Annotated in this window: 15 protein-coding genes and 2 pseudogenes; 12 read left to right on the forward strand and 5 right to left on the reverse strand. The window is 69.6% G+C overall.

Annotated features, from left to right (window positions below):
* Window positions 1-127, forward strand: a pseudogene (locus tag G6039_RS17315) (acetyl-CoA C-acyltransferase); the annotation flags it as partial.
* 605 nt (window positions 128-732) lie between these two features.
* Here the strand turns inward: G6039_RS17315 and G6039_RS17320 are convergent.
* Window positions 733-1470 (reverse strand): GntR family transcriptional regulator, encoded by a 738-nt coding sequence (locus G6039_RS17320; RefSeq protein ID WP_006937917.1) that lies wholly within the window; start codon window positions 1468-1470, stop codon window positions 733-735.
* Between the two features lie 196 nt (window positions 1471-1666).
* Here G6039_RS17320 and iolC point away from each other — a divergent pair, with 196 nt between their 5' ends.
* From iolC to G6039_RS17360, 8 genes and pseudogenes are all read left to right on the forward strand, one after another.
* Window positions 1667-2653, forward strand: a complete 987-nt coding sequence (iolC, locus tag G6039_RS17325) for a 5-dehydro-2-deoxygluconokinase (protein WP_029541107.1) — start codon at window positions 1667-1669, stop codon at window positions 2651-2653.
* Window positions 2646-3548, forward strand: coding sequence for a Cgl0159 family (beta/alpha)8-fold protein (locus tag G6039_RS17330; RefSeq protein ID WP_006937913.1), 903 nt, complete (start codon window positions 2646-2648; stop codon window positions 3546-3548). The genes iolC and G6039_RS17330 overlap by 8 nt, the downstream gene beginning before the upstream one ends.
* Before the next feature lie 5 nt (window positions 3549-3553).
* Window positions 3554-4447 carry a 5-deoxy-glucuronate isomerase gene (gene iolB / locus G6039_RS17335; RefSeq protein ID WP_029541104.1) on the forward strand — a complete coding sequence of 298 codons (894 nt, stop codon included), beginning with the start codon at window positions 3554-3556 and terminating at the stop codon, window positions 4445-4447.
* Window positions 4448-4451: 4 nt separating this feature from the next.
* Entirely contained in the window at window positions 4452-6467 is a 2016-nt protein-coding gene (gene iolD / locus G6039_RS17340; protein WP_029541101.1) for a 3D-(3,5/4)-trihydroxycyclohexane-1,2-dione acylhydrolase (decyclizing), read from the forward strand.
* 28 nt (window positions 6468-6495) lie between these two features.
* The gene (locus tag G6039_RS17345) at window positions 6496-7401 is read left to right on the forward strand and encodes a sugar phosphate isomerase/epimerase family protein (protein ID WP_029541097.1); all 906 of its coding nucleotides are present in this window, start codon (window positions 6496-6498) and stop codon (window positions 7399-7401) included.
* Window positions 7402-7422: 21 nt separating this feature from the next.
* A complete protein-coding gene (locus G6039_RS17350; RefSeq protein ID WP_029541092.1) occupies window positions 7423-8463 on the forward strand; it encodes a Gfo/Idh/MocA family protein in 1041 nt (346 codons plus the stop codon).
* A 5-nt stretch (window positions 8464-8468) separates the two neighbouring features.
* Window positions 8469-9356 (forward strand): sugar phosphate isomerase/epimerase family protein, encoded by an 888-nt coding sequence (locus G6039_RS17355; protein WP_029541088.1) that lies wholly within the window; start codon window positions 8469-8471, stop codon window positions 9354-9356.
* Window positions 9353-9904 (forward strand): annotated as a pseudogene (locus G6039_RS17360) (aldehyde dehydrogenase family protein); the annotation flags it as partial. The gene G6039_RS17355 and the pseudogene G6039_RS17360, both read left to right, overlap by 4 nt.
* Before the next feature lie 324 nt (window positions 9905-10228).
* On the opposite strand, the gene G6039_RS17365 reads toward G6039_RS17360, so the two are convergent.
* From G6039_RS17365 to G6039_RS17380, 4 genes are all read right to left on the reverse strand, one after another.
* The gene (locus tag G6039_RS17365) at window positions 10229-10885 is read right to left on the reverse strand and encodes a GntR family transcriptional regulator (protein WP_029541081.1); all 657 of its coding nucleotides are present in this window, start codon (window positions 10883-10885) and stop codon (window positions 10229-10231) included.
* A gap of 104 nt (window positions 10886-10989) precedes the next feature.
* Complete coding sequence (locus G6039_RS17370; RefSeq protein WP_006937901.1) at window positions 10990-11979, reverse strand: transketolase family protein; 990 nt, start codon at window positions 11977-11979, stop codon at window positions 10990-10992.
* On the reverse strand, window positions 11976-12860 hold the full coding sequence (locus G6039_RS17375; RefSeq protein ID WP_006937900.1) for a transketolase: 885 nt from the start codon (window positions 12858-12860) through the stop codon (window positions 11976-11978). Before G6039_RS17375 ends, G6039_RS17370 begins: the two co-directional genes overlap by 4 nt.
* Window positions 12857-14257, reverse strand: coding sequence for an MFS transporter (locus G6039_RS17380; RefSeq protein ID WP_029541079.1), 1401 nt, complete (start codon window positions 14255-14257; stop codon window positions 12857-12859). Before G6039_RS17380 ends, G6039_RS17375 begins: the two co-directional genes overlap by 4 nt.
* 186 nt (window positions 14258-14443) lie before the next feature.
* Here G6039_RS17380 and G6039_RS17385 point away from each other — a divergent pair, with 186 nt between their 5' ends.
* The 3 genes from G6039_RS17385 to G6039_RS17395 all read left to right on the forward strand — a co-directional run bounded on the left by G6039_RS17385 (window position 14444) and on the right by G6039_RS17395 (window position 16527).
* Window positions 14444-15268 carry a sugar phosphate isomerase/epimerase family protein gene (locus G6039_RS17385; protein WP_029541076.1) on the forward strand — a complete coding sequence of 275 codons (825 nt, stop codon included), beginning with the start codon at window positions 14444-14446 and terminating at the stop codon, window positions 15266-15268.
* A 32-nt stretch (window positions 15269-15300) separates the two neighbouring features.
* Window positions 15301-16074, forward strand: a complete 774-nt coding sequence (locus G6039_RS17390) for an SDR family NAD(P)-dependent oxidoreductase (protein ID WP_006937897.1) — start codon at window positions 15301-15303, stop codon at window positions 16072-16074.
* A 132-nt stretch (window positions 16075-16206) separates the two neighbouring features.
* Window positions 16207-16527, forward strand: coding sequence for a WhiB family transcriptional regulator (locus G6039_RS17395; RefSeq protein WP_029541071.1), 321 nt, complete (start codon window positions 16207-16209; stop codon window positions 16525-16527).
* Window positions 16528-16668 lie beyond the last annotated feature (141 nt).

Below are 16668 nucleotides of genomic sequence, written 5' to 3' on the forward strand. Positions count from 1 at the left end.
CGGGGCCCGGATCGTGCTGCACCTGGCGCTCGAACTGGCCCGCCGCGGCGGCGGTGTCGGGGCCGCGGCCCTGTGCGGCGGCGGCGGCCAGGGCGACGCCCTCATCGTCCGCGTCCCCAAGGCGTAGGACCCGCGACCTCGAGGATCCGTCGAGGACCGTCACGTTCGGGCGGAGGCGACACGATCGCCTCCGCCCGAACGCGTGTCCGGGGACCCTGTCGCGCGCCGGCCGGCGCGCGACGCGGTCGACCGGGTATGCGGGACAGAGCTTGAAGTGCGAATGTCCCCTCGCTCCGAGATAAGGCGGCGGCCAGCGCGTCCGGGTTGGCGAGGATGAGGGCGATCCCGTCGCTGTCGCTGTCGGATTCGACCTCGGTGTGCGCATGCCTCCAGGCCCGAATAGGAATCGAAAGATACTGTTCGGCAACGGTTCCGAACGTCATCGGTGAACCCGCTCGGGAGCCGAACCGGTCACCGCGGCACCGAGCGCGCGGGACATCCGCGCACTCTCGAACACCGTCGGTGCCCGTAGCAGAGCCAGGACGACGGAGGCGAGCGAGTACTCCGCGCCGGCGGGCAGGTGCCGCACAGCCCCCGCTGCCCCGCACACGGTGACGGTCAGCGCGGCGACCGCGACTCCGATGCCGACGCCGCGAGCGTGAGGAGATGCGCCGAGATTGCCGCGTTCACCACGACGGCCGCGACGACATCACGAGAGGCGCCCGCGGGTTCTCAGCGGTCGACGACGGTGGTGTCGAAGTGGTAGCGCGACGCGCGGTAGCAGTGACTACCGAACTCCACGGCGGTTCCCGAGTCGTCGTACGCGGTGCGGTTCATGGTGAGCAGGGGCGCGCCCGTCTTCTCGTCGAGCAGGCCGGCCTCCTCGCGGGTGGCCGCTCGCGCTCCGATGCGCTGGCGGGCCAGCCGGATGTGCACGCCGCGCGCACGAAGCGACTGATAGAGGCCGTGATCCTCGAGTTCGTCCGCATCCGGCGCGATCGCGACCGGTAGGTGGTTGTTCATGATCGCCAGCGGTTCCCCGTTGGTACACCGCAGCCGGCGGATCGACACCACCTCCGCGTCCGGCCCGAGATTGAGTTCGAGCGCGACCTCCTCGGCCGGAGGGCCCACCCGATAGTCGAGGAGCTTCGTGGTGGGGGTCTGCCCCGCGCGGGCGAGGTCGTCGAACAGGCTGGTCAGCTCCACGGGACGGTGGACGGGACTCTGGACGACCTGCGTGCCGACCCCGCGCTTGCGTACCAGCAGACCCTTGTCGACGAGTTCCTGGATGGCGCGCCGGGTGGTCGGGCGGGACAGATTGAGCCGCTGCGCCAGCGCGAGCTCGTTCTCGAACCGGTCGCCGGGGGCGAGATCCCCACCAAGGATGGCCTTTTCGATGGCCTGGGCAAGCTGGAAGTACAGCGGTACCGGGCTCGAACGGTCGAGCTCGACTGCGAGCTGTGCACTCACGGACCACTCCGATCTCCAGCGAGGCGGCCCGGCGGACCGCGGATTCAGCTGAAGTGTATGTGAACACGGACATACGCTTGATTGCAAGTCAATATGTCAGGACAAAGCATTGACACGCGCCGGTGACATGGCGCACAGTTTCTGTGGACGCCGCGATCCCCGCGGACTGCCACCATCATCTTTCGGGAGTGCAGCCTTGACCACCACGCAGACGCAGACCGAGCGCCCGCTGGACGTGCTCGCCATCGGACGCAGCGGCGTCGACATCTACCCGCTCCAGACCGGCGTCGGACTGGAGGACGTGTCGACCTTCGGCAAGTTTCTCGGCGGCAGCGCCGCGAACGTGGCCGTTGCCGCGGCCCGGCTCGGGCGCAGCAGCGCCCTGATTTCCGGGATCGGCGCCGACCCGTTCGGCCGGTTCGTCCGCGCCGAACTCGAGCGGCTCGGCGTCCGGACCCGGCACCTGATCACCGACGGCCGCTACCCCACCCCGGTCACCTTCTGTGAGATCTTCCCGCCCGACGACTTCCCGCTCTACTTCTACCGCCGTCCGTCGGCTCCCGATCTGCAGATCCAGCCCGAACACCTCGACCTCGAGGCCGTCCGCACCGCGCGGCTGTTCTGGGCGACGGTGACCGGACTGTCCGAAGAACCCAGCCGCAGTGCACATTTCGCCGCCTGGGAGGCGCGCGGCCGAATCCGGCACACGGTCCTCGACCTGGACTACCGGCCGATGTTCTGGGATTCCCCGGCGGCCGCCACCGAGCAGGTCCAGCGGGCACTGCAGCACGTCACCGTCGCCGTCGGCAATCGTGAGGAGTGCGAGATCGCCGTCGGCGAGACCAATGCGCACCGCGCGGCCGACGCCCTGCTCGACCTCGGCGTCGAGCTCGCGATCGTCAAGCAGGGCCCGAAAGGCGTGCTCGGCAAGACCCGCTCGCAGTCGGTGACCGTCGCGCCCAACCCCGTGGACGTCGTCAACGGCCTCGGTGCGGGCGACGCGTTCGGCGGCTCGCTGATCAACGGACTGCTCGCCGGGTGGCCGCTCGAGAAGACCCTGCGCTACGCCAACGCCGCAGGCGCCATCGTGGCCTCCCGCCTCGAATGCTCCACCGCCATGCCCACCGCGGACGAGGTCGCCCACCTCGCCGACGCGACCGCCACGGAGGCCGTCAATGTCTGAGAATTCCACCCTGCCGTCGACCCCGCCCCAGCGGACCTACGGCGAGATCACCGAGCTGCGCGCCGAGGATCCGGGCGCCATCGAACGGGCCTGGGCCGCGCGGGCCACCCGGCCCGCGACGCGCGGCGACGGGCGCCTGATGATCGTCGCCGCCGACCACCCCGCCCGCGGCGCCCTGGCCGTCGGCGACCGGCCCACCGCCATGAACAGCCGCACCGACCTGCTCGACCGGCTCCGCACCGCGCTGGCGGACCCGGGCGTCGACGGCGTGCTCGCCACCTCCGACATCCTCGACGACCTCGTGCTGCTCGGCGCGCTCGAGGACAAGGTGGTCTTCTCCTCGATGAACCGCGGCGGGCTCGCCGGCGCCACCTTCGAATTCGACGACCGGATGACCGGCGCGACCGCCGCGTCGACCGCCCGGTACCGCATGAACGGCGCGAAGATGCTCTGCCGGGTGGCGCTCGACGATCCCGGCACCCTGTCGATGATGACCGAGTGTGCCCGGGCCGTCGACGAACTCGCCGACCACGGCCTGATCGCTATGCTCGAGCCGTTCCTCTCCCGGCGCGTCGACGGCAAGGTCCGCAACGACCTGTCGCCCGACGCGGTCATCAAGTCGATCCACATCCTGCAGGGCATCGGATCCACCTCAGCCTACACCTGGATGAAACTGCCCGTGGTCGACGAGATGGAGCGGGTCATGGACGCCACCACGCTGCCGACCCTGCTGCTCGGCGGGGACCCCAGCGATCCCGACGCCGCCTTCGCCGCCTGGGAGAAGGCGCTGGGCCTGCCGTCCGTGCGCGGCCTCGTCGTCGGGCGCACCCTGCTGTACCCGCACGACGACGACGTCGCCGGCGCCGTCGCGACCGCCGTCTCGCTGGTGCGGTGAGCGCCGTGAACAGCAAGTACTACCTGCCCGCCCGCTCCACCGGCGAGGCCCCGTTCACCGTGGCCGTCACCCCCGGGACCGCCGGGTGGTCCGAATCCAGCCTGTGGGTCGTCGAACTCGGCCCCGGCGAGCACGTCGAGCACCGGTCCGGCGACGACGAGATCCTCGTCGTGCCGCTGTCCGGCTCCGCCGAGGTGCGCTGCGCCGACGAGACGGTGACGCTCGCCGGCCGCCGGAGCGTCTTCGACGGCCCCACCGACTTCGCCTACGTCGGCGTCGACAGCTCCTTCCGGGTCGCGAGCGCGGCCGGTGGCCGCTTCGCGCTCTGCGGTGCCCGCGCCACCCGCCGGATGCCGTTCCGGTACGTCCCGGCCGCCGACGTCCCCGTCGAACTGCGCGGCGCGGGCAACTGCAGCCGTCAGGTGCACAACTTCGGCACCGCGGATGTCTTCGACGCCGACTCGATCATCGCGTGCGAGGTCATCACCCCGGGCGGCAACTGGTCGTCCTACCCCGCCCACAAGCACGACGAGAACACCGACGCCGAGTCCGAGCTCGAGGAGATCTACTACTTCGAGATCGACGAAGGCGAGACGGGCACACCAGGATTCGGTTTCCACCGGGTCTACGGCACGCCCGAGCGGCCGATCGAGGTGCTCGAGGAGGTCCGCAGCGGCGACGTCGTGCTCGTCCCGCACGGCTACCACGGCCCGTCCATCGCGGCCCCCGGCTACCACATGTACTACCTCAACGTGATGGCCGGACCCGGCCCCGAACGGGCCTGGCGCATCTGCGACGACCCCGCCCACACCTGGCTCCGCACCAGCTGGGAACACCAGGAGATCGATCCCCGACTGCCGCTCCACACCGGCCGCCCGCCCCAGAGCTCAGGAGAGTAGACCAGTGGCGCCCATCAACTCCGACCGCGACGGCGCGGTCACCGGAATCCGCACGCCGGACACCGAGCACACCGTGCGCCTGACCGTGGCGCAGGCGACCGTGCGGTTCCTCGCCGCCCAGCACGTCGAACGCGACGGCGAGCGCACCCCGTTCTTCGCCGGCTGCTTCGGCATCTTCGGACACGGCAACGTCGCCGGCCTCGGCCAGGCTCTGCTGCAGGCCGAGACCGAGGACCTCGACGCCGGGCGCGAGCCCTCCCTGCCGTACGTGCTCGGCCGCAACGAACAGGCCATGGTGCACAGCGCCGTCGCCTACGCCCGCATGAAGGACCGCCTCCAGGCCTGGGCCGTGACCGCATCCGTCGGACCGGGCTCGACCAACATGGTCACCGGTGCCGCCCTCGCGACGATCAACCGCCTGCCCGTGCTGCTCCTGCCGGCGGACACGTTCGCCACCCGTGCCAGCGCTCCGGTCCTGCAGGAACTCGAACGTCCCGATTCCGGGGACGTCACCGTCAACGACTGCTTCCGTCCGGTGTCGCGCTTCTTCGACCGGGTCTGGCGGCCGGAGCAGCTGCCCGCGGCCCTGCTCGGCGCGATGCGGGTCCTCACCGACCCGGTCGAGACCGGCACCGCCACCGTCGCGATCCCGCAGGACGTGCAGGCGGAGGCGTTCGACTGGCCGGTGTCCCTGTTCGCCGAACGGACCTGGCACGTGGGCCGCCCGCTGCCCGAGCGCGCAGCGCTGGCCCGTGCGGCCGAGGCGATCCGGTCGGCGCGCCGGCCGTTGATCGTCGCCGGTGGCGGCGTCGTCTACAGCCGCGCGACGGACGCGCTGGCGCGGTTCTGCGAGCGCACCGGGATTCCGGTCGGGCAGAGCCAGGCCGGAAAGGGCTCGCTGCCCTACGACCACCCGCAGTCGGTGGGAGCGATCGGCTCGACCGGCACCACCGCCGCCAACGCCCTGGCCGCCGAGGCCGACCTGGTGATCGGGATCGGCACCCGCTACAGCGATTTCACCTCCGCGTCCCGCACCGCGTTCACCGACCCCGACGTGCGGTTCGTCAACATCAACGTGGCGTCGTTCGATGCGGTCAAGCAGGGCGCCGTCGGCGTGGTCGCCGACGCCCGCGAGACGATCGAGGCACTCGACGAGGCGCTGGCGGGCTACGCCGTCTCCGACGGCTACCGCGCCCTCGTCGCGCAGCTCGCCGCCGACTGGGAGGCGACCGTCGACGCCGTCTACTCCCCCGGCGTGCACGGCACGAACGTCGCGACGGGTGCCGAAGCCCTCACCCAGAACGAGGTCATCGGGCTCGTCAACGCCATCTCGGAACCGCGGGACGTCGTGGTGTGCGCCGCCGGGTCGATGCCCGGCGACCTGCACAAGCTGTGGCGCACCCGGGATCCCAAGGGCTACCACGTGGAATACGGCTACTCGTGCATGGGATACGAGGTCGCCGGCGGGCTCGGCGTGGCGATGGCATGCCCCGACCGGGACGTCTTCGTGATGGTCGGGGACGGCTCCTACCTGATGATGGCCACCGAACTCGTCACCGCCGTGCAGGAGGGCGTGAAGGTGATCGTGGTGCTGGTGCAGAACCACGGATTCGCCTCCATCGGCTCGCTGTCGGAATCGCTCGGCTCGCAGCGCTTCGGCACCTCGTACCGCTATCGCAGCGACCGGGGCCGGCTGGACGGCGGCGTGCTGCCGGTGGATCTGGCGGCCAACGCCGCCAGCCTCGGCGTGGACGTCCTGCGGGCGACGACCGCCGCGGAGTTCGCCGACGCCCTCGAGGCCGCGAAGGCGTCCGACCGCGCCACCGTCGTCCACGTGGAGACGGACCCGCTCATCGGCGCACCCGACAGCGAATCCTGGTGGGACGTACCCGTATCGGAGACCTCGACGCTCGAGTCCACACAGCAGGCCCGCGAGGTGTACGAGGCGTGGAAGAGGGTCCAGCGTCCCTACCTGCGCCCGTCCGAACCCGCGCCCGAATCGTCCTCCACCGACAACTGACCCCCACCAAGAGAAGGACACCCACCACATGAGCACCATCCGCGTCGGCTCCGCTCCCGACTCCTGGGGCGTCTGGTTCCCGGACGACCCGCAGCAGACGCCCCACACCCGTTTCCTCGACGAGGTGGCGGCGGCCGGCTACCGGTGGATCGAACTGGGCCCCTACGGCTACCTGCCCACCGACCCGCAGCAGCTCACCGACGAGCTCGCGGCCCGCGACCTGAAGCTCTCTGCCGGCACGGTGTTCGAGCACCTCCACCAGGACGACTCCTGGGGCGCGGTGTGGTCCCAGATCGAGGACGTCGCCAAGCTCACCGCCGCGGTGGGCGGCACCCACGTCGTGGTGATCCCGGAGATGTGGCGGCATCCCGCGACCGGCGAGGTGCTCGAGGACCGCAACCTGACGCCGGAGCAGTGGCGCAAGAAGGCCGGCGGGATGAACGAGCTCGGCAAGGCCATGTTCGAGAAGTACGGCGTGCGTGCCCAGTACCACCCGCACGCCGACAGCCACGTCGACACGGAAGAGAACGTCTACCGGTTCCTCGACGGCACCGATCCCGAGTTCGTCAACCTGTGCCTCGACACCGGCCACATCAGCTACTGCGGCGGCGACAACCTGGCGATCATCGCCAAGCACCCCGACCGGATCGGCTACCTGCACCTCAAGCAGGTCGATCCCGAGGTCCGCGCCAAGGTCGAGGCCGAGGACCTGCCGTTCGGCGAAGCCGTGCGCCTCGGCGCGATGACCGAACCGCCACGCGGCATCCCGGACATGCCGCCGCTGCTCGAGGCGGTCGAGCAGCTCGGGATCGACGTGTTCGCCATCGTCGAGCAGGACATGTACCCCTGCCCGGCCGACGCCCCGCTGCCGATCGCACAGCGCACCCGAACGTATCTGGGGTCCTGCGGGATTCCAGCCGTCCGCTTCGTCTGAGTACGTCAGGAGCCACCGAGAATGTCCGACAGCACCGATCTCCGCATCGCCGTGCTCGGCGTCGGCATGATGGGCGCCGACCACGTCGCCCGCATCACCGACCGCATCAGCGGCGCGCGCGTCACCGTGGTCAACGACTACCTCACCGAGAAGGCCGAGCAGGTCGCCGCCACCGTGCCCGGCGCCCGCGTCGTCGCCGATCCGCTCGACGCGATCGCCGCCGACGACGTGGATGCCGTCGTGCTCGCCACCCCGGGACCCACGCACGAGAAGCAGCTGCTCGCCTGCCTCGACGCCGGCAAGCCCGTCATGTGCGAGAAGCCCCTGACCACCGACGCCGCGACGTCCCTCGAGATCGTCAAGCGCGAGGCCCAGCTCGGCAGGAAGCTGATCCAGGTCGGGTTCATGCGCCGGTTCGACGCGGAGTACGAACAGCTCAAGGCCGCCCTCGTCGCGGGCGAGCTGGGGCAGCCGCTCGTGATGCACTGCGCGCACCGCAACCCTGGGGTCCCGTCGTACTTCGACAGCGCGATGATCGTCAAGGATTCGATCGTGCACGAGGTCGACGTCACCCGGTTCCTGTTCGCCGAGGAGATCACCTCCGTGCAGATCATCAGGCCGACGGCCAACACGCTCTCCGGCTCCGATCTGCAGGATCCCCAGATCGCCATCTTCACCACCGAGACCGGCCGCCACGTCGACGTCGAGGCGTTCGTCACCACCGGCCTGGCGTACGAGGTGCGCACCGAGGTCGTCGGCGAGCTCGGCTCCGCGATGATCGGCCTGGACGTGGGACTGGTCCGCAAGACCCGCCCCGGCGTCTGGGGCGGCACCATCACGCCGGACTTCCGGGTGCGTTTCGGTGCCGCCTACGACGCCGAGATCCAGCGCTGGGTGCACGCGGTACGGTCGGGCGCCGAGACCGGCAGCTACGTCGACGGTCCCGGCGCCTGGGACGGCTACGCCGCCGCGGCGGTGTGCGAGGCCGGCGTCCGTTCGCTCGAGACCGGTGAGCGGGTCGCCGTGGACATGGTGGACCGCGCGTCCGTCCCGGGAGCGTGACCGCCGTGAAGATCGCCCTGGATCCCACCCCGTTCCACCACTCCCACTCGCTGCTCGAACTGCCCGGGATCGTCGCCGAACTCGGCTACGACTACCTGCAACTGACCCCGCACGTGGACATGATCCCGTTCTTCAACCACCCGAAGGCGGACGACGCGCTGGTGGCCAAGTTCCGCAAGGCGTGCGCCGACGCGGGCGTCGGCATCGCCTCCGTGCTCCCCGTGCTGCGCTGGTCCGGTCCGGACGAGGATGCGCGTGAAGCCGCGGTGCGGTACTGGAAGCGCGCCATCCAGATCACGGTCGACCTGGGTGTGAACGTGATGAACACCGAATTCTCAGGCCGGCCGGAGAAGGCCGAGGAGTCCGAGCGGGCGTTCTACCGGTCGATGGAGGAACTCGTCCCGATCATCGAACGCGAGGGCATCGACGTCCGGATCGACCCGCACCCGGACGACTTCGTGGAGGACGGACTGGCCGCCATCCGGATGATCCGCGGTATCAATTCGAAGAACTTCGGACTGGTGTACGTCGCCTGCCACACCTATCACATGGGCGGCAACATGCTGGAGATCATGCGGACCGCCGGCGACATGCTCCGCCTGGTGCACGTCGCGGACACGATGGACCATCACGCCTCGCACGGCCTTCGCTACATCACCAATCCCCCCGGCAACGCGGTCCGTGTCCAGCAGCACCTGCAGATCGGCGACGGCGACGTCGACTGGGACGAGTTCTTCGGGGGCCTCGCCGAGATCGGCTTCTACGACCGCGACGACACCGTGATGGCGTCGAGCGTGTTCGCGGAGAACGAGAACGCCCACGATGTCTCCCGCTACCAGCTGAAGACCATGAGCGACTACGTCGCCAAGTACAGGAACCAGGATTCTCGATGACCGAAGCTGTTGCCACCCAGACCGTTTCCCATTGGATCAACAACAAGCCCTACCCCGGAACCGGCACCGGCACCGCCCTGGTGACCAACCCGGCGACCGGGGAGGTCACCGCGCAGGTCGCCCTCGCCGATCTCGAGGACGCTCGCGCGGTGATCGACGCCGCGGCGGCTGCGTTCCCCACGTGGCGTGACACCTCCCTCGCCAAGCGCACCCAGATCCTGTTCCGCTTCCGGGAGCTGCTCAACGAACGCAAGGGCGAGCTCGCCGCGCTCATCACCGCCGAGCACGGCAAGGTGCTCGACGACGCCCTCGGCGAGGTCACCCGCGGCCAGGAGGTCGTCGAGTTCGCCTGCGGTATCCCGCATCTGCTCAAGGGCGGCTTCACCGAGAACGCCTCCACCAAGGTCGACGTGTTCTCGATCCGCCAGCCTCTCGGCCCCGTCGCGATCATCGCCCCGTTCAACTTTCCGGCCATGGTCCCGATGTGGTTCTTCCCCCTCGCCACCGGCAACACCGTCATCCTCAAGCCCAGCGAGAAGGACCCGTCGCGGCGCGGGGGGTGCGAATCATCGTCGATTCCTGTCGTTCCTGCGGGGTGGAGCGGCACCCCGGGATGGAGGGAAGAGTCTGCAGATGTAATCCGAGCGGTTTAGCACGTGCTAATCCGTAGTGACGACCCTCACACATCGCCCCGGTATATGTCAAGACATATGCCCATATTCATCACCCGCGCGCACAGGACAGGTCGCCGGCGCGCCCCTCGTCGCGGGGATGCGTCGGCGGCCTGTCGAAGCGCGGGGACCACTCCGCCGCCCGAACGGGCGCGGAGAAGCGCCACGACGGCCGGACCGGCGGTACCGGAAGGAAACCGGCTACGAAACGAGGTTGGCTGCAGCCCATTTCATATGGGAACGCACGGCGGCGGCCGCTTCGTCGGAGTCGCCGGTTTCGATGGCGTCGACGATGGCGCTGTGCCGTCCGACGTCCATGTTGCCGACAGCCTTTTCCAGGCCGGCGAACATGATGGACATGCGGATCGACCCTTCGAGGGACTGCCACGAGTGCATCAGTGTCTCGTTGCCGGTCAGACGGCAGAGGATGCGGTGGAAGTTCAGATCCGCCTCGATGCGCGCATCGAGATCGTGCTCGGCACGCGCCATGATGTCGAGCGCCGCGCGCAGGGTCGGGACCACGGTGGAGCGGTCGGGAAGCTCGGCGAGCTCCCGGACCGCGAGGGCTTCGAGGGCCGCGCGGACGGCGAAGATGTCACGGATCTCCTTGGCGTCGAGGTGGCGCACGTAGAGCCGGCCCCGGGCGCCGGCGGAGATCAGGCCTTCCTGCTGGAGCTGGCGCATGGCCTCGCGCAAGGTGCCGCGGCTGATCTGGAGCATCTCGGACAGCTCGGTTTCGACGAGCGGGCTGCTGGGGGCGAGGGCGCCGCTGGTGATCGCGCTGCGCAGAGCCGCGACGGCCTGCTGGCGCAAACTGGTCTTCTCCAGTCCGAGCAGCGCGGCAGGTTGTGCGGCCATTGATGCCTCCAGGCGGTGTCAGCGGGCGACTGTCGACAGCAGTCTGTCGACAATGATACGGGCCCGCGCCGGCGGCGGCGCGGGCCCGTCCACACTGCGTCAGCTCAGCTCAGCTCGTCCAGGACGCGGGCGACGATGCGGTCGGTGCTCAGGCCGTAACGATCGTGCAGCGTCGGCAGGGCACCGGCGTCGAGGAAGCGGTCGGGCAGCGCGATCGGGGTGATCTTCCGGCCCAGGCCCGCCCCGGCGGCGGCAGCGGCCACCGTTTCGAACAGCCCTCCGACGACCGTGTGATTCTCGAGGGTGACCACGAGGCGGTCCGTGTCGATCTCGGCGAGCACGGTGGCGGCGTCGAACGGTTTGATCGTCGGGGTGTGGACCACGGCGACATCGACGTTGTGCCGGGACAGCTCCTGCGCCGCCTGCAGTGCCCGCATGGTCATCAGGCCGCTGGCGACGAAGACCACGTCGTTGCCGTCGCGCAGCACCTTGGCCTTGCCGAGCTCGAAGGTGTAGTCGTACTCGTCGAGGACGGTGGCGACCTTGCCGCGCAGCAATCGCAGATAGGTCGGCCCCTCGCAGGCGGCCAGTTGTGGTACCGCCTGCTCGATGTCGACCGAGTCGCACGGGTCGACGATCGTCAGGTTGGGCATGCCCCGGAAGATGGCGATGTCCTCGGTGGCCTGGTGGCTCGGGCCGTAGCCGGTGGTCAGGCCGGGCAGGCCGCCGACGATGTTGACGTTGAGGTTCGGTTCGGCGATGTCCAGGCACAGGAAGTCGTAGGCGCGACGGGCGGCGAACACCGAGTAGGTCGAGGCGAACGGCACCAGTCCGGTTTCGGCCATGCCGGCGGCGGCGCCGAGCAGCAGCTGCTCGGCCATGCCCATCTGGAAGAAGCGGTCCGGGAACGCCTCGGCGAAGATGTGCATGTCGGTGTACTTGGCCAGATCCGCGGACAGTCCGACGATCTTGTCGTTCTCCCGTGCCGCCGCGACCAGTGCGTGGCCGAACGGCGCGGCGGTCGTCTTCTGGCCGGGGTCGACGAAGGAGGCGATCATCGCCGACGTCTTGAGCTTGGGGGCGGTGGTGGTCATCGAGCATCCTCGAGGTCGTATCCGGCGGTCAACTGGTCGCGGCAGATCTGCCATTCGTGCTCGTCGATGCGCATGAAGTGGGCCTTCTCCCTGGTCTCCAGCAACGGCACGCCCTTGCCGACTCGCGTGTCGCACAGGACGACCGCCGGCGCGCCGCGCACGGCGGCACCGGCCGCGGCCTCGTCGAAGGCGCCGAGCAGGGCGCCGGTGTCGTTGCCGTCGACGCGGTAGGTGCGCCAGCCGCAGGCGGTCCACTTGTCGTGCACGGGTTCGGTGCTCAGTACCCCGGCGGTCGGGCCGTCGGCCTGCAGGGCGTTGATGTCGACCATCGCGATCAGGTTGCCGAGCTGGTGGTGGTGCGCGCTCATCGCCGCTTCCCAGGTCGAACCTTCGTCGAGCTCACCGTCGGACAGGAAGTTGAACACCCGTGCCTGCGAGTCCTGGTGGCGCAGACCCAGGGCCATTCCCACGGCGATGGGGAGACCGTGCCCGAGCGAGCCTCCGGAGATCTCCATGCCGGGGGTGTAGGTCGACATACCCGACATCGGGAGGCGGGAATCGTCCGAGCCGTACGTCAGCAGTTCGTCGCGGGGAACGATCCCGGCCTCGGCGAGCGCTGCGTACAGGCCGATGGCGTAGTGGCCGGTCGAGAGCAGGAACCGGTCGCGGCCGGCCCAGTCCGGGTCGTCGGCACGGAACCGGAGGTGCTCCGCGTAGACGGTGGCCAGGATGTCGGCCGCGCCGAGGGCCTGTCCGACGTAGCCCTGGCCCTGTTCCTGGCCCATGTCGAGCACATTGTGCCTGAGACGGTAGGCGAACTCGTCGACGGCGGCGAGGCGGCGGTCGCGATGGACGGCGCCGGCGTGCGCAGTGGTGGTCACAGCAGTTCCTTTTCCTTGGTGCTCGATGCCGTCCCGGACCGGTGGCGCAGCGTTGCGCCGCCGGGGCCGGAGGCGTGTTCTTCTGAGCGGGTGGCCTCGTCGGCGAGGCGACGTTCGGCCGCACCCCAGGTCTCCCGGGTGAGCAGGGCGGTGATCAAGCCGATCAGCCCGAAGGCACTGAACAGCAGGGCCGGGCCGACCCAGCCGAGAGAGACGTAGAGCAGGGTGGTGACGAACGGGGTGAAGCCGGAGACCATGGCCGAGATCTGGTAGGCCAGGGAGGCGCCCGACGCGCGCCGCGCCGCCTGGAACAATTCGGGGAACCAGGCACCCTGGGCGCCGGCGAGGGCGTTCTGGCACACCGCGTAGGCGATGACGATCGTGGCGACGATCAGGACGAACAGGCCGGTGTTGACCAGCAGGAACATCGGCACGCCGAACAGGGCGGCGAAGGCGCACACGCCCAGGTACACCGGGCGCCGCCCGATGCGGTCCGTCAGGGCGGCCCAGGCGAAGGTGGCGACGATGCCGATCGCGGAGGCGACGCACAGCGCCAGGAGCGTTTCGGATTTTCCGGCCAGGTCGTTGGTGTGCAGGTAGGAGATCATGTAGGTGATCGAGACGGCGTATCCGGCGGTTTCGGCGACCCGCAGCCCGATGCCGCGCAGGATGTCGCGCCAGTCCTTCCTGATCGACTCGAGCACCGGGGACGCGGCGATCTCGCCGCTGTCCTTGACGTCTTCGAAGACCGGCGACTCGGGCACCTTGGACCGGATGATCAGGCCCACGGCAACCAGGACGATGCTGGCGAGGAACGGTACGCGCCACGCCCAGTCACCGTCGAGGTGCACGCTGAAGAGAAAGACGAGATTCGCCAGCAGCAGTCCGACCGGGAAGCCGGCCTGGACGATGCCGGTGTAGCGGCCCTTGGCCTTCCAGGGGGCGTGTTCGTAGCTCATCAGGATCGCCCCGCCCCACTCGGCGCCGAAGGCCAGACCCTGGACGATCCGCACCGTCACCAGCAGGGCCGGGGCGACGAGTCCGACCTGGGTGTAGGTCGGTAGCAGGCCGATCGCGAACGTGGCCAGGCCCATGACGATGAGGGAGGCGACCAGGACGGGCTTGCGCCCGATCCTGTCCCCGAGGTGTCCGCCGAGGATGCCGCCGAGGGGCCTGGCCGCGAATCCGACACCGAGGGTGGCGAAGGCGGCGAGGGTACCGATGACCGGATCGCCGCTGGGAAAGAAGGCGGTACCGAAGTACAGGGCAGCGGCGGTGCCGAAGCCGATGAAGTCGTAGGTCTCGATGACCGCCCCTACCGAGGAGCCGATCGCGACGCGTTTCGCGTCTTTCGTGCCGTGGACGGGACCACGCATCCGGAGAGCATCGGTGCTCATGAACATCTCCTCTTCGAACCGGGAGGACCGGTGGGGATCGGGCAGTGGATGTCGACTGTCAACAGTGTGCACCGAGTGTGACCGCCGCCACCAGCCCCTGTCAACCGTCAATCTTCGACCGTTGACTGTTGACAGTGAATCGTTCTACCGTGGTCCCCATCACCCCGCTTCCTCGAAGGAGTTCTCGTGGTCCACGACCGGCTCGGCTGCTCGTCGATCAGCTTCCGTCACCTCGGGCTGAGCGACGCGCTCTCCACCATCGCCGAACTCGGGTTCGCCGAAATCGATCTCGGAGCCCTGCCGGGAGTGTGCGACCACGTCCCCTTCGGGCTCGACACCGCCGGCGTCGAACAGGTGACCAAGGAGGTGGCCGCGTCGGGCCTGCGCGTGCGCAGCGTCAACGGCGACATCGGCGACCTCAACCTGCCCCTGACCCCGGCACAGCGCGACGAGCGGAGACGTCACCTCGATCGGCTGCTCACCCTCACCGCCGGTGTCGGGGCCCGGGCGCTGGTCCTGCCGTGCGGAGCCCTCGACCACACCCCGGTCCGGTCATTGGACGAGGACCTCGATGCCGTTGCCGCCCAATTGGAGTGGGCAGCCGACACGGCCCACACGTTCGGCGTGGCCCTGTGGACCGAGTCGTTGCACGTGTACCGGTTGTGCTGCGACACCGCACGTGCCGCGCAACTGACCGCCCGACTCTCCCCCGAGATCGGGATCGTGATGGACTTCAGCCACATCGTCGCTTCCGGCGGCGACCCGGTCGGCTTCGTCGGCCTGTTCGGCCATCGCATCACCCATGTGCACCTGCGCGATGCCGTCCCGGGGAACATCAATCTCGGCATCGGCAACGGCGCCGCCGATTTCGCCGCCGGCATCGACGCCCTCACCGCCTTCGGATACGCGGGCCACTTCAGCCTCGAACTCGAAACCCGCGACATCACCGACGCGCAGCGCCCCGCCGGCACCGCGGAGGCGGCCCGCCTCATCTCCCCCCTCATTCCCTGACCCAGCCATCAACAGCCATCGAGGAGAAACCCATGTCTTCCACCCAGCGCACCGCCGTCGTCACCGGCGCCACCTCCGAGCGCGGCATCGGCATCGCCACCGCCCGCCGCTACGCCGAAGACGGCTGGGCCGTCGTCGTCCTCGACCTGGACGGTGAAAAGTCCGCCAAGGTCGCCGCGGAGATCGGCAGCGACTACTCCGTCCCGGCGTTCGGCCACGACATCGACGTCGCCGACGAGGCCTCCGTCCAGCGCGCGCACGACGCCGTCGCCGCCGAAGTCGCCGCAGGAACCCTCCCGCCCGTCGGGGCCCTCGCCAACATCGCGGGCATCACGTCACCGGTGCCGTTCCTCGACACCACCCTCGAACTGTGGAACAAGGTCATGGCCGTCAACGCCACCGGCACCTACCTGGTGACCCGCGCCTTCCTGCCGGCGATGATCGACAACGGCTGGGGCCGGATCGTCAACATGTCGTCCGTCTCCGCCCAGCGCGGCGGCGGCGTCTTCGGCAAGGTCCCCTACTCCTCCGCCAAGGCCGCCGTCCTCGGCTTCACCAAGTCCCTCGCCCGCGAACTCGGAGACACCGGAGTGACCGTCAACGCCGTCACCCCCGGAGCGGTCGACACCGGCATCCGGGTGGGCAGCACCCCCGAGCAGGAAGCCGCCATCTGCCGCGACATCCCGCTCGGCCGCACCGCCGGCACCCGCGAAGTGGCCTCGGTCATCACGTTCCTCTCCTCCGAGGACGCCGCATACCTCACCGGCACCACCGTCGACATCAACGGCGGCAGCCACATGCACTGACCGCCGGGATCCGTGCCCGGACAGGTTCACAACTACCGACAGACACGGCCCCGCACCTCCTCACCGCGCACGCGGCAGGGAGACCGTGCACTCACACGACAGTGCGGTGTCGACTCGCACCCACCGACGACCATGAGCACACCGCCCGCCCGCGCCTCCGCGGAACTCGCCGTGCCGTCCCGCGACGAGCGGGAGGACTGGACCGCCCGCGCCGACTGCCGGTTCGTCGAGCCGTCCGTGTTCTTCGGCCCGGACGACGAGCCACGCGGTGCCCGCCTACGACGGGAACGCACCGCGAAACAGATCTGCCACACCTGCCCGGTCCGAATCCCGTGCCGTGCTTATGCACTCGACAGCCGGCAGAGGTACGGCGTCTGGGGCGGCACCACCGAAGCGGAACGCCGAGCCCGGCACCCCGCCCTCCCGGCAGGCGTCCCGCCGGAACCGAGGTGACACGATCACCTCTTTCACCCGTGAACCGGTGACACCGAACCCGTGTCACCGGTTCACGAGTCCGCCACCGCCCACGAAGCACCTCGGTCGTGCGGCGGAATGCCGTGGCGGCGAGTGAAACCCGGCACGCCGCGGGCCGCG

Source organism: Rhodococcus aetherivorans (genome assembly GCF_011058165.1).
GTDB lineage: Bacteria > Actinomycetota > Actinomycetes > Mycobacteriales > Mycobacteriaceae > Rhodococcus > Rhodococcus aetherivorans.

Excerpts from the sequence above, each read along its gene's own strand:
- G6039_RS17330 (WP_006937913.1), top strand. The coding sequence starts at position 2,646 with ATGTCTGAGAATTCCACCCTGCCGTCGACCCCGCCCCAGCGGACCTAC.
- G6039_RS17345 (WP_029541097.1), top strand. The coding sequence starts at position 6,496 with ATGAGCACCATCCGCGTCGGCTCCGCTCCCGACTCCTGGGGCGTCTGG.
- G6039_RS17350 (WP_029541092.1), top strand. The coding sequence starts at position 7,423 with ATGTCCGACAGCACCGATCTCCGCATCGCCGTGCTCGGCGTCGGCATG.
- G6039_RS17365 (WP_029541081.1), bottom strand. The coding sequence starts at position 10,885 with ATGGCCGCACAACCTGCCGCGCTGCTCGGACTGGAGAAGACCAGTTTG.
- G6039_RS17370 (WP_006937901.1), bottom strand. The coding sequence starts at position 11,979 with ATGACCACCACCGCCCCCAAGCTCAAGACGTCGGCGATGATCGCCTCC.
- G6039_RS17380 (WP_029541079.1), bottom strand. The coding sequence starts at position 14,257 with ATGAGCACCGATGCTCTCCGGATGCGTGGTCCCGTCCACGGCACGAAA.
- G6039_RS17390 (WP_006937897.1), top strand. The coding sequence starts at position 15,301 with ATGTCTTCCACCCAGCGCACCGCCGTCGTCACCGGCGCCACCTCCGAG.
- G6039_RS17395 (WP_029541071.1), top strand. The coding sequence starts at position 16,207 with ATGAGCACACCGCCCGCCCGCGCCTCCGCGGAACTCGCCGTGCCGTCC.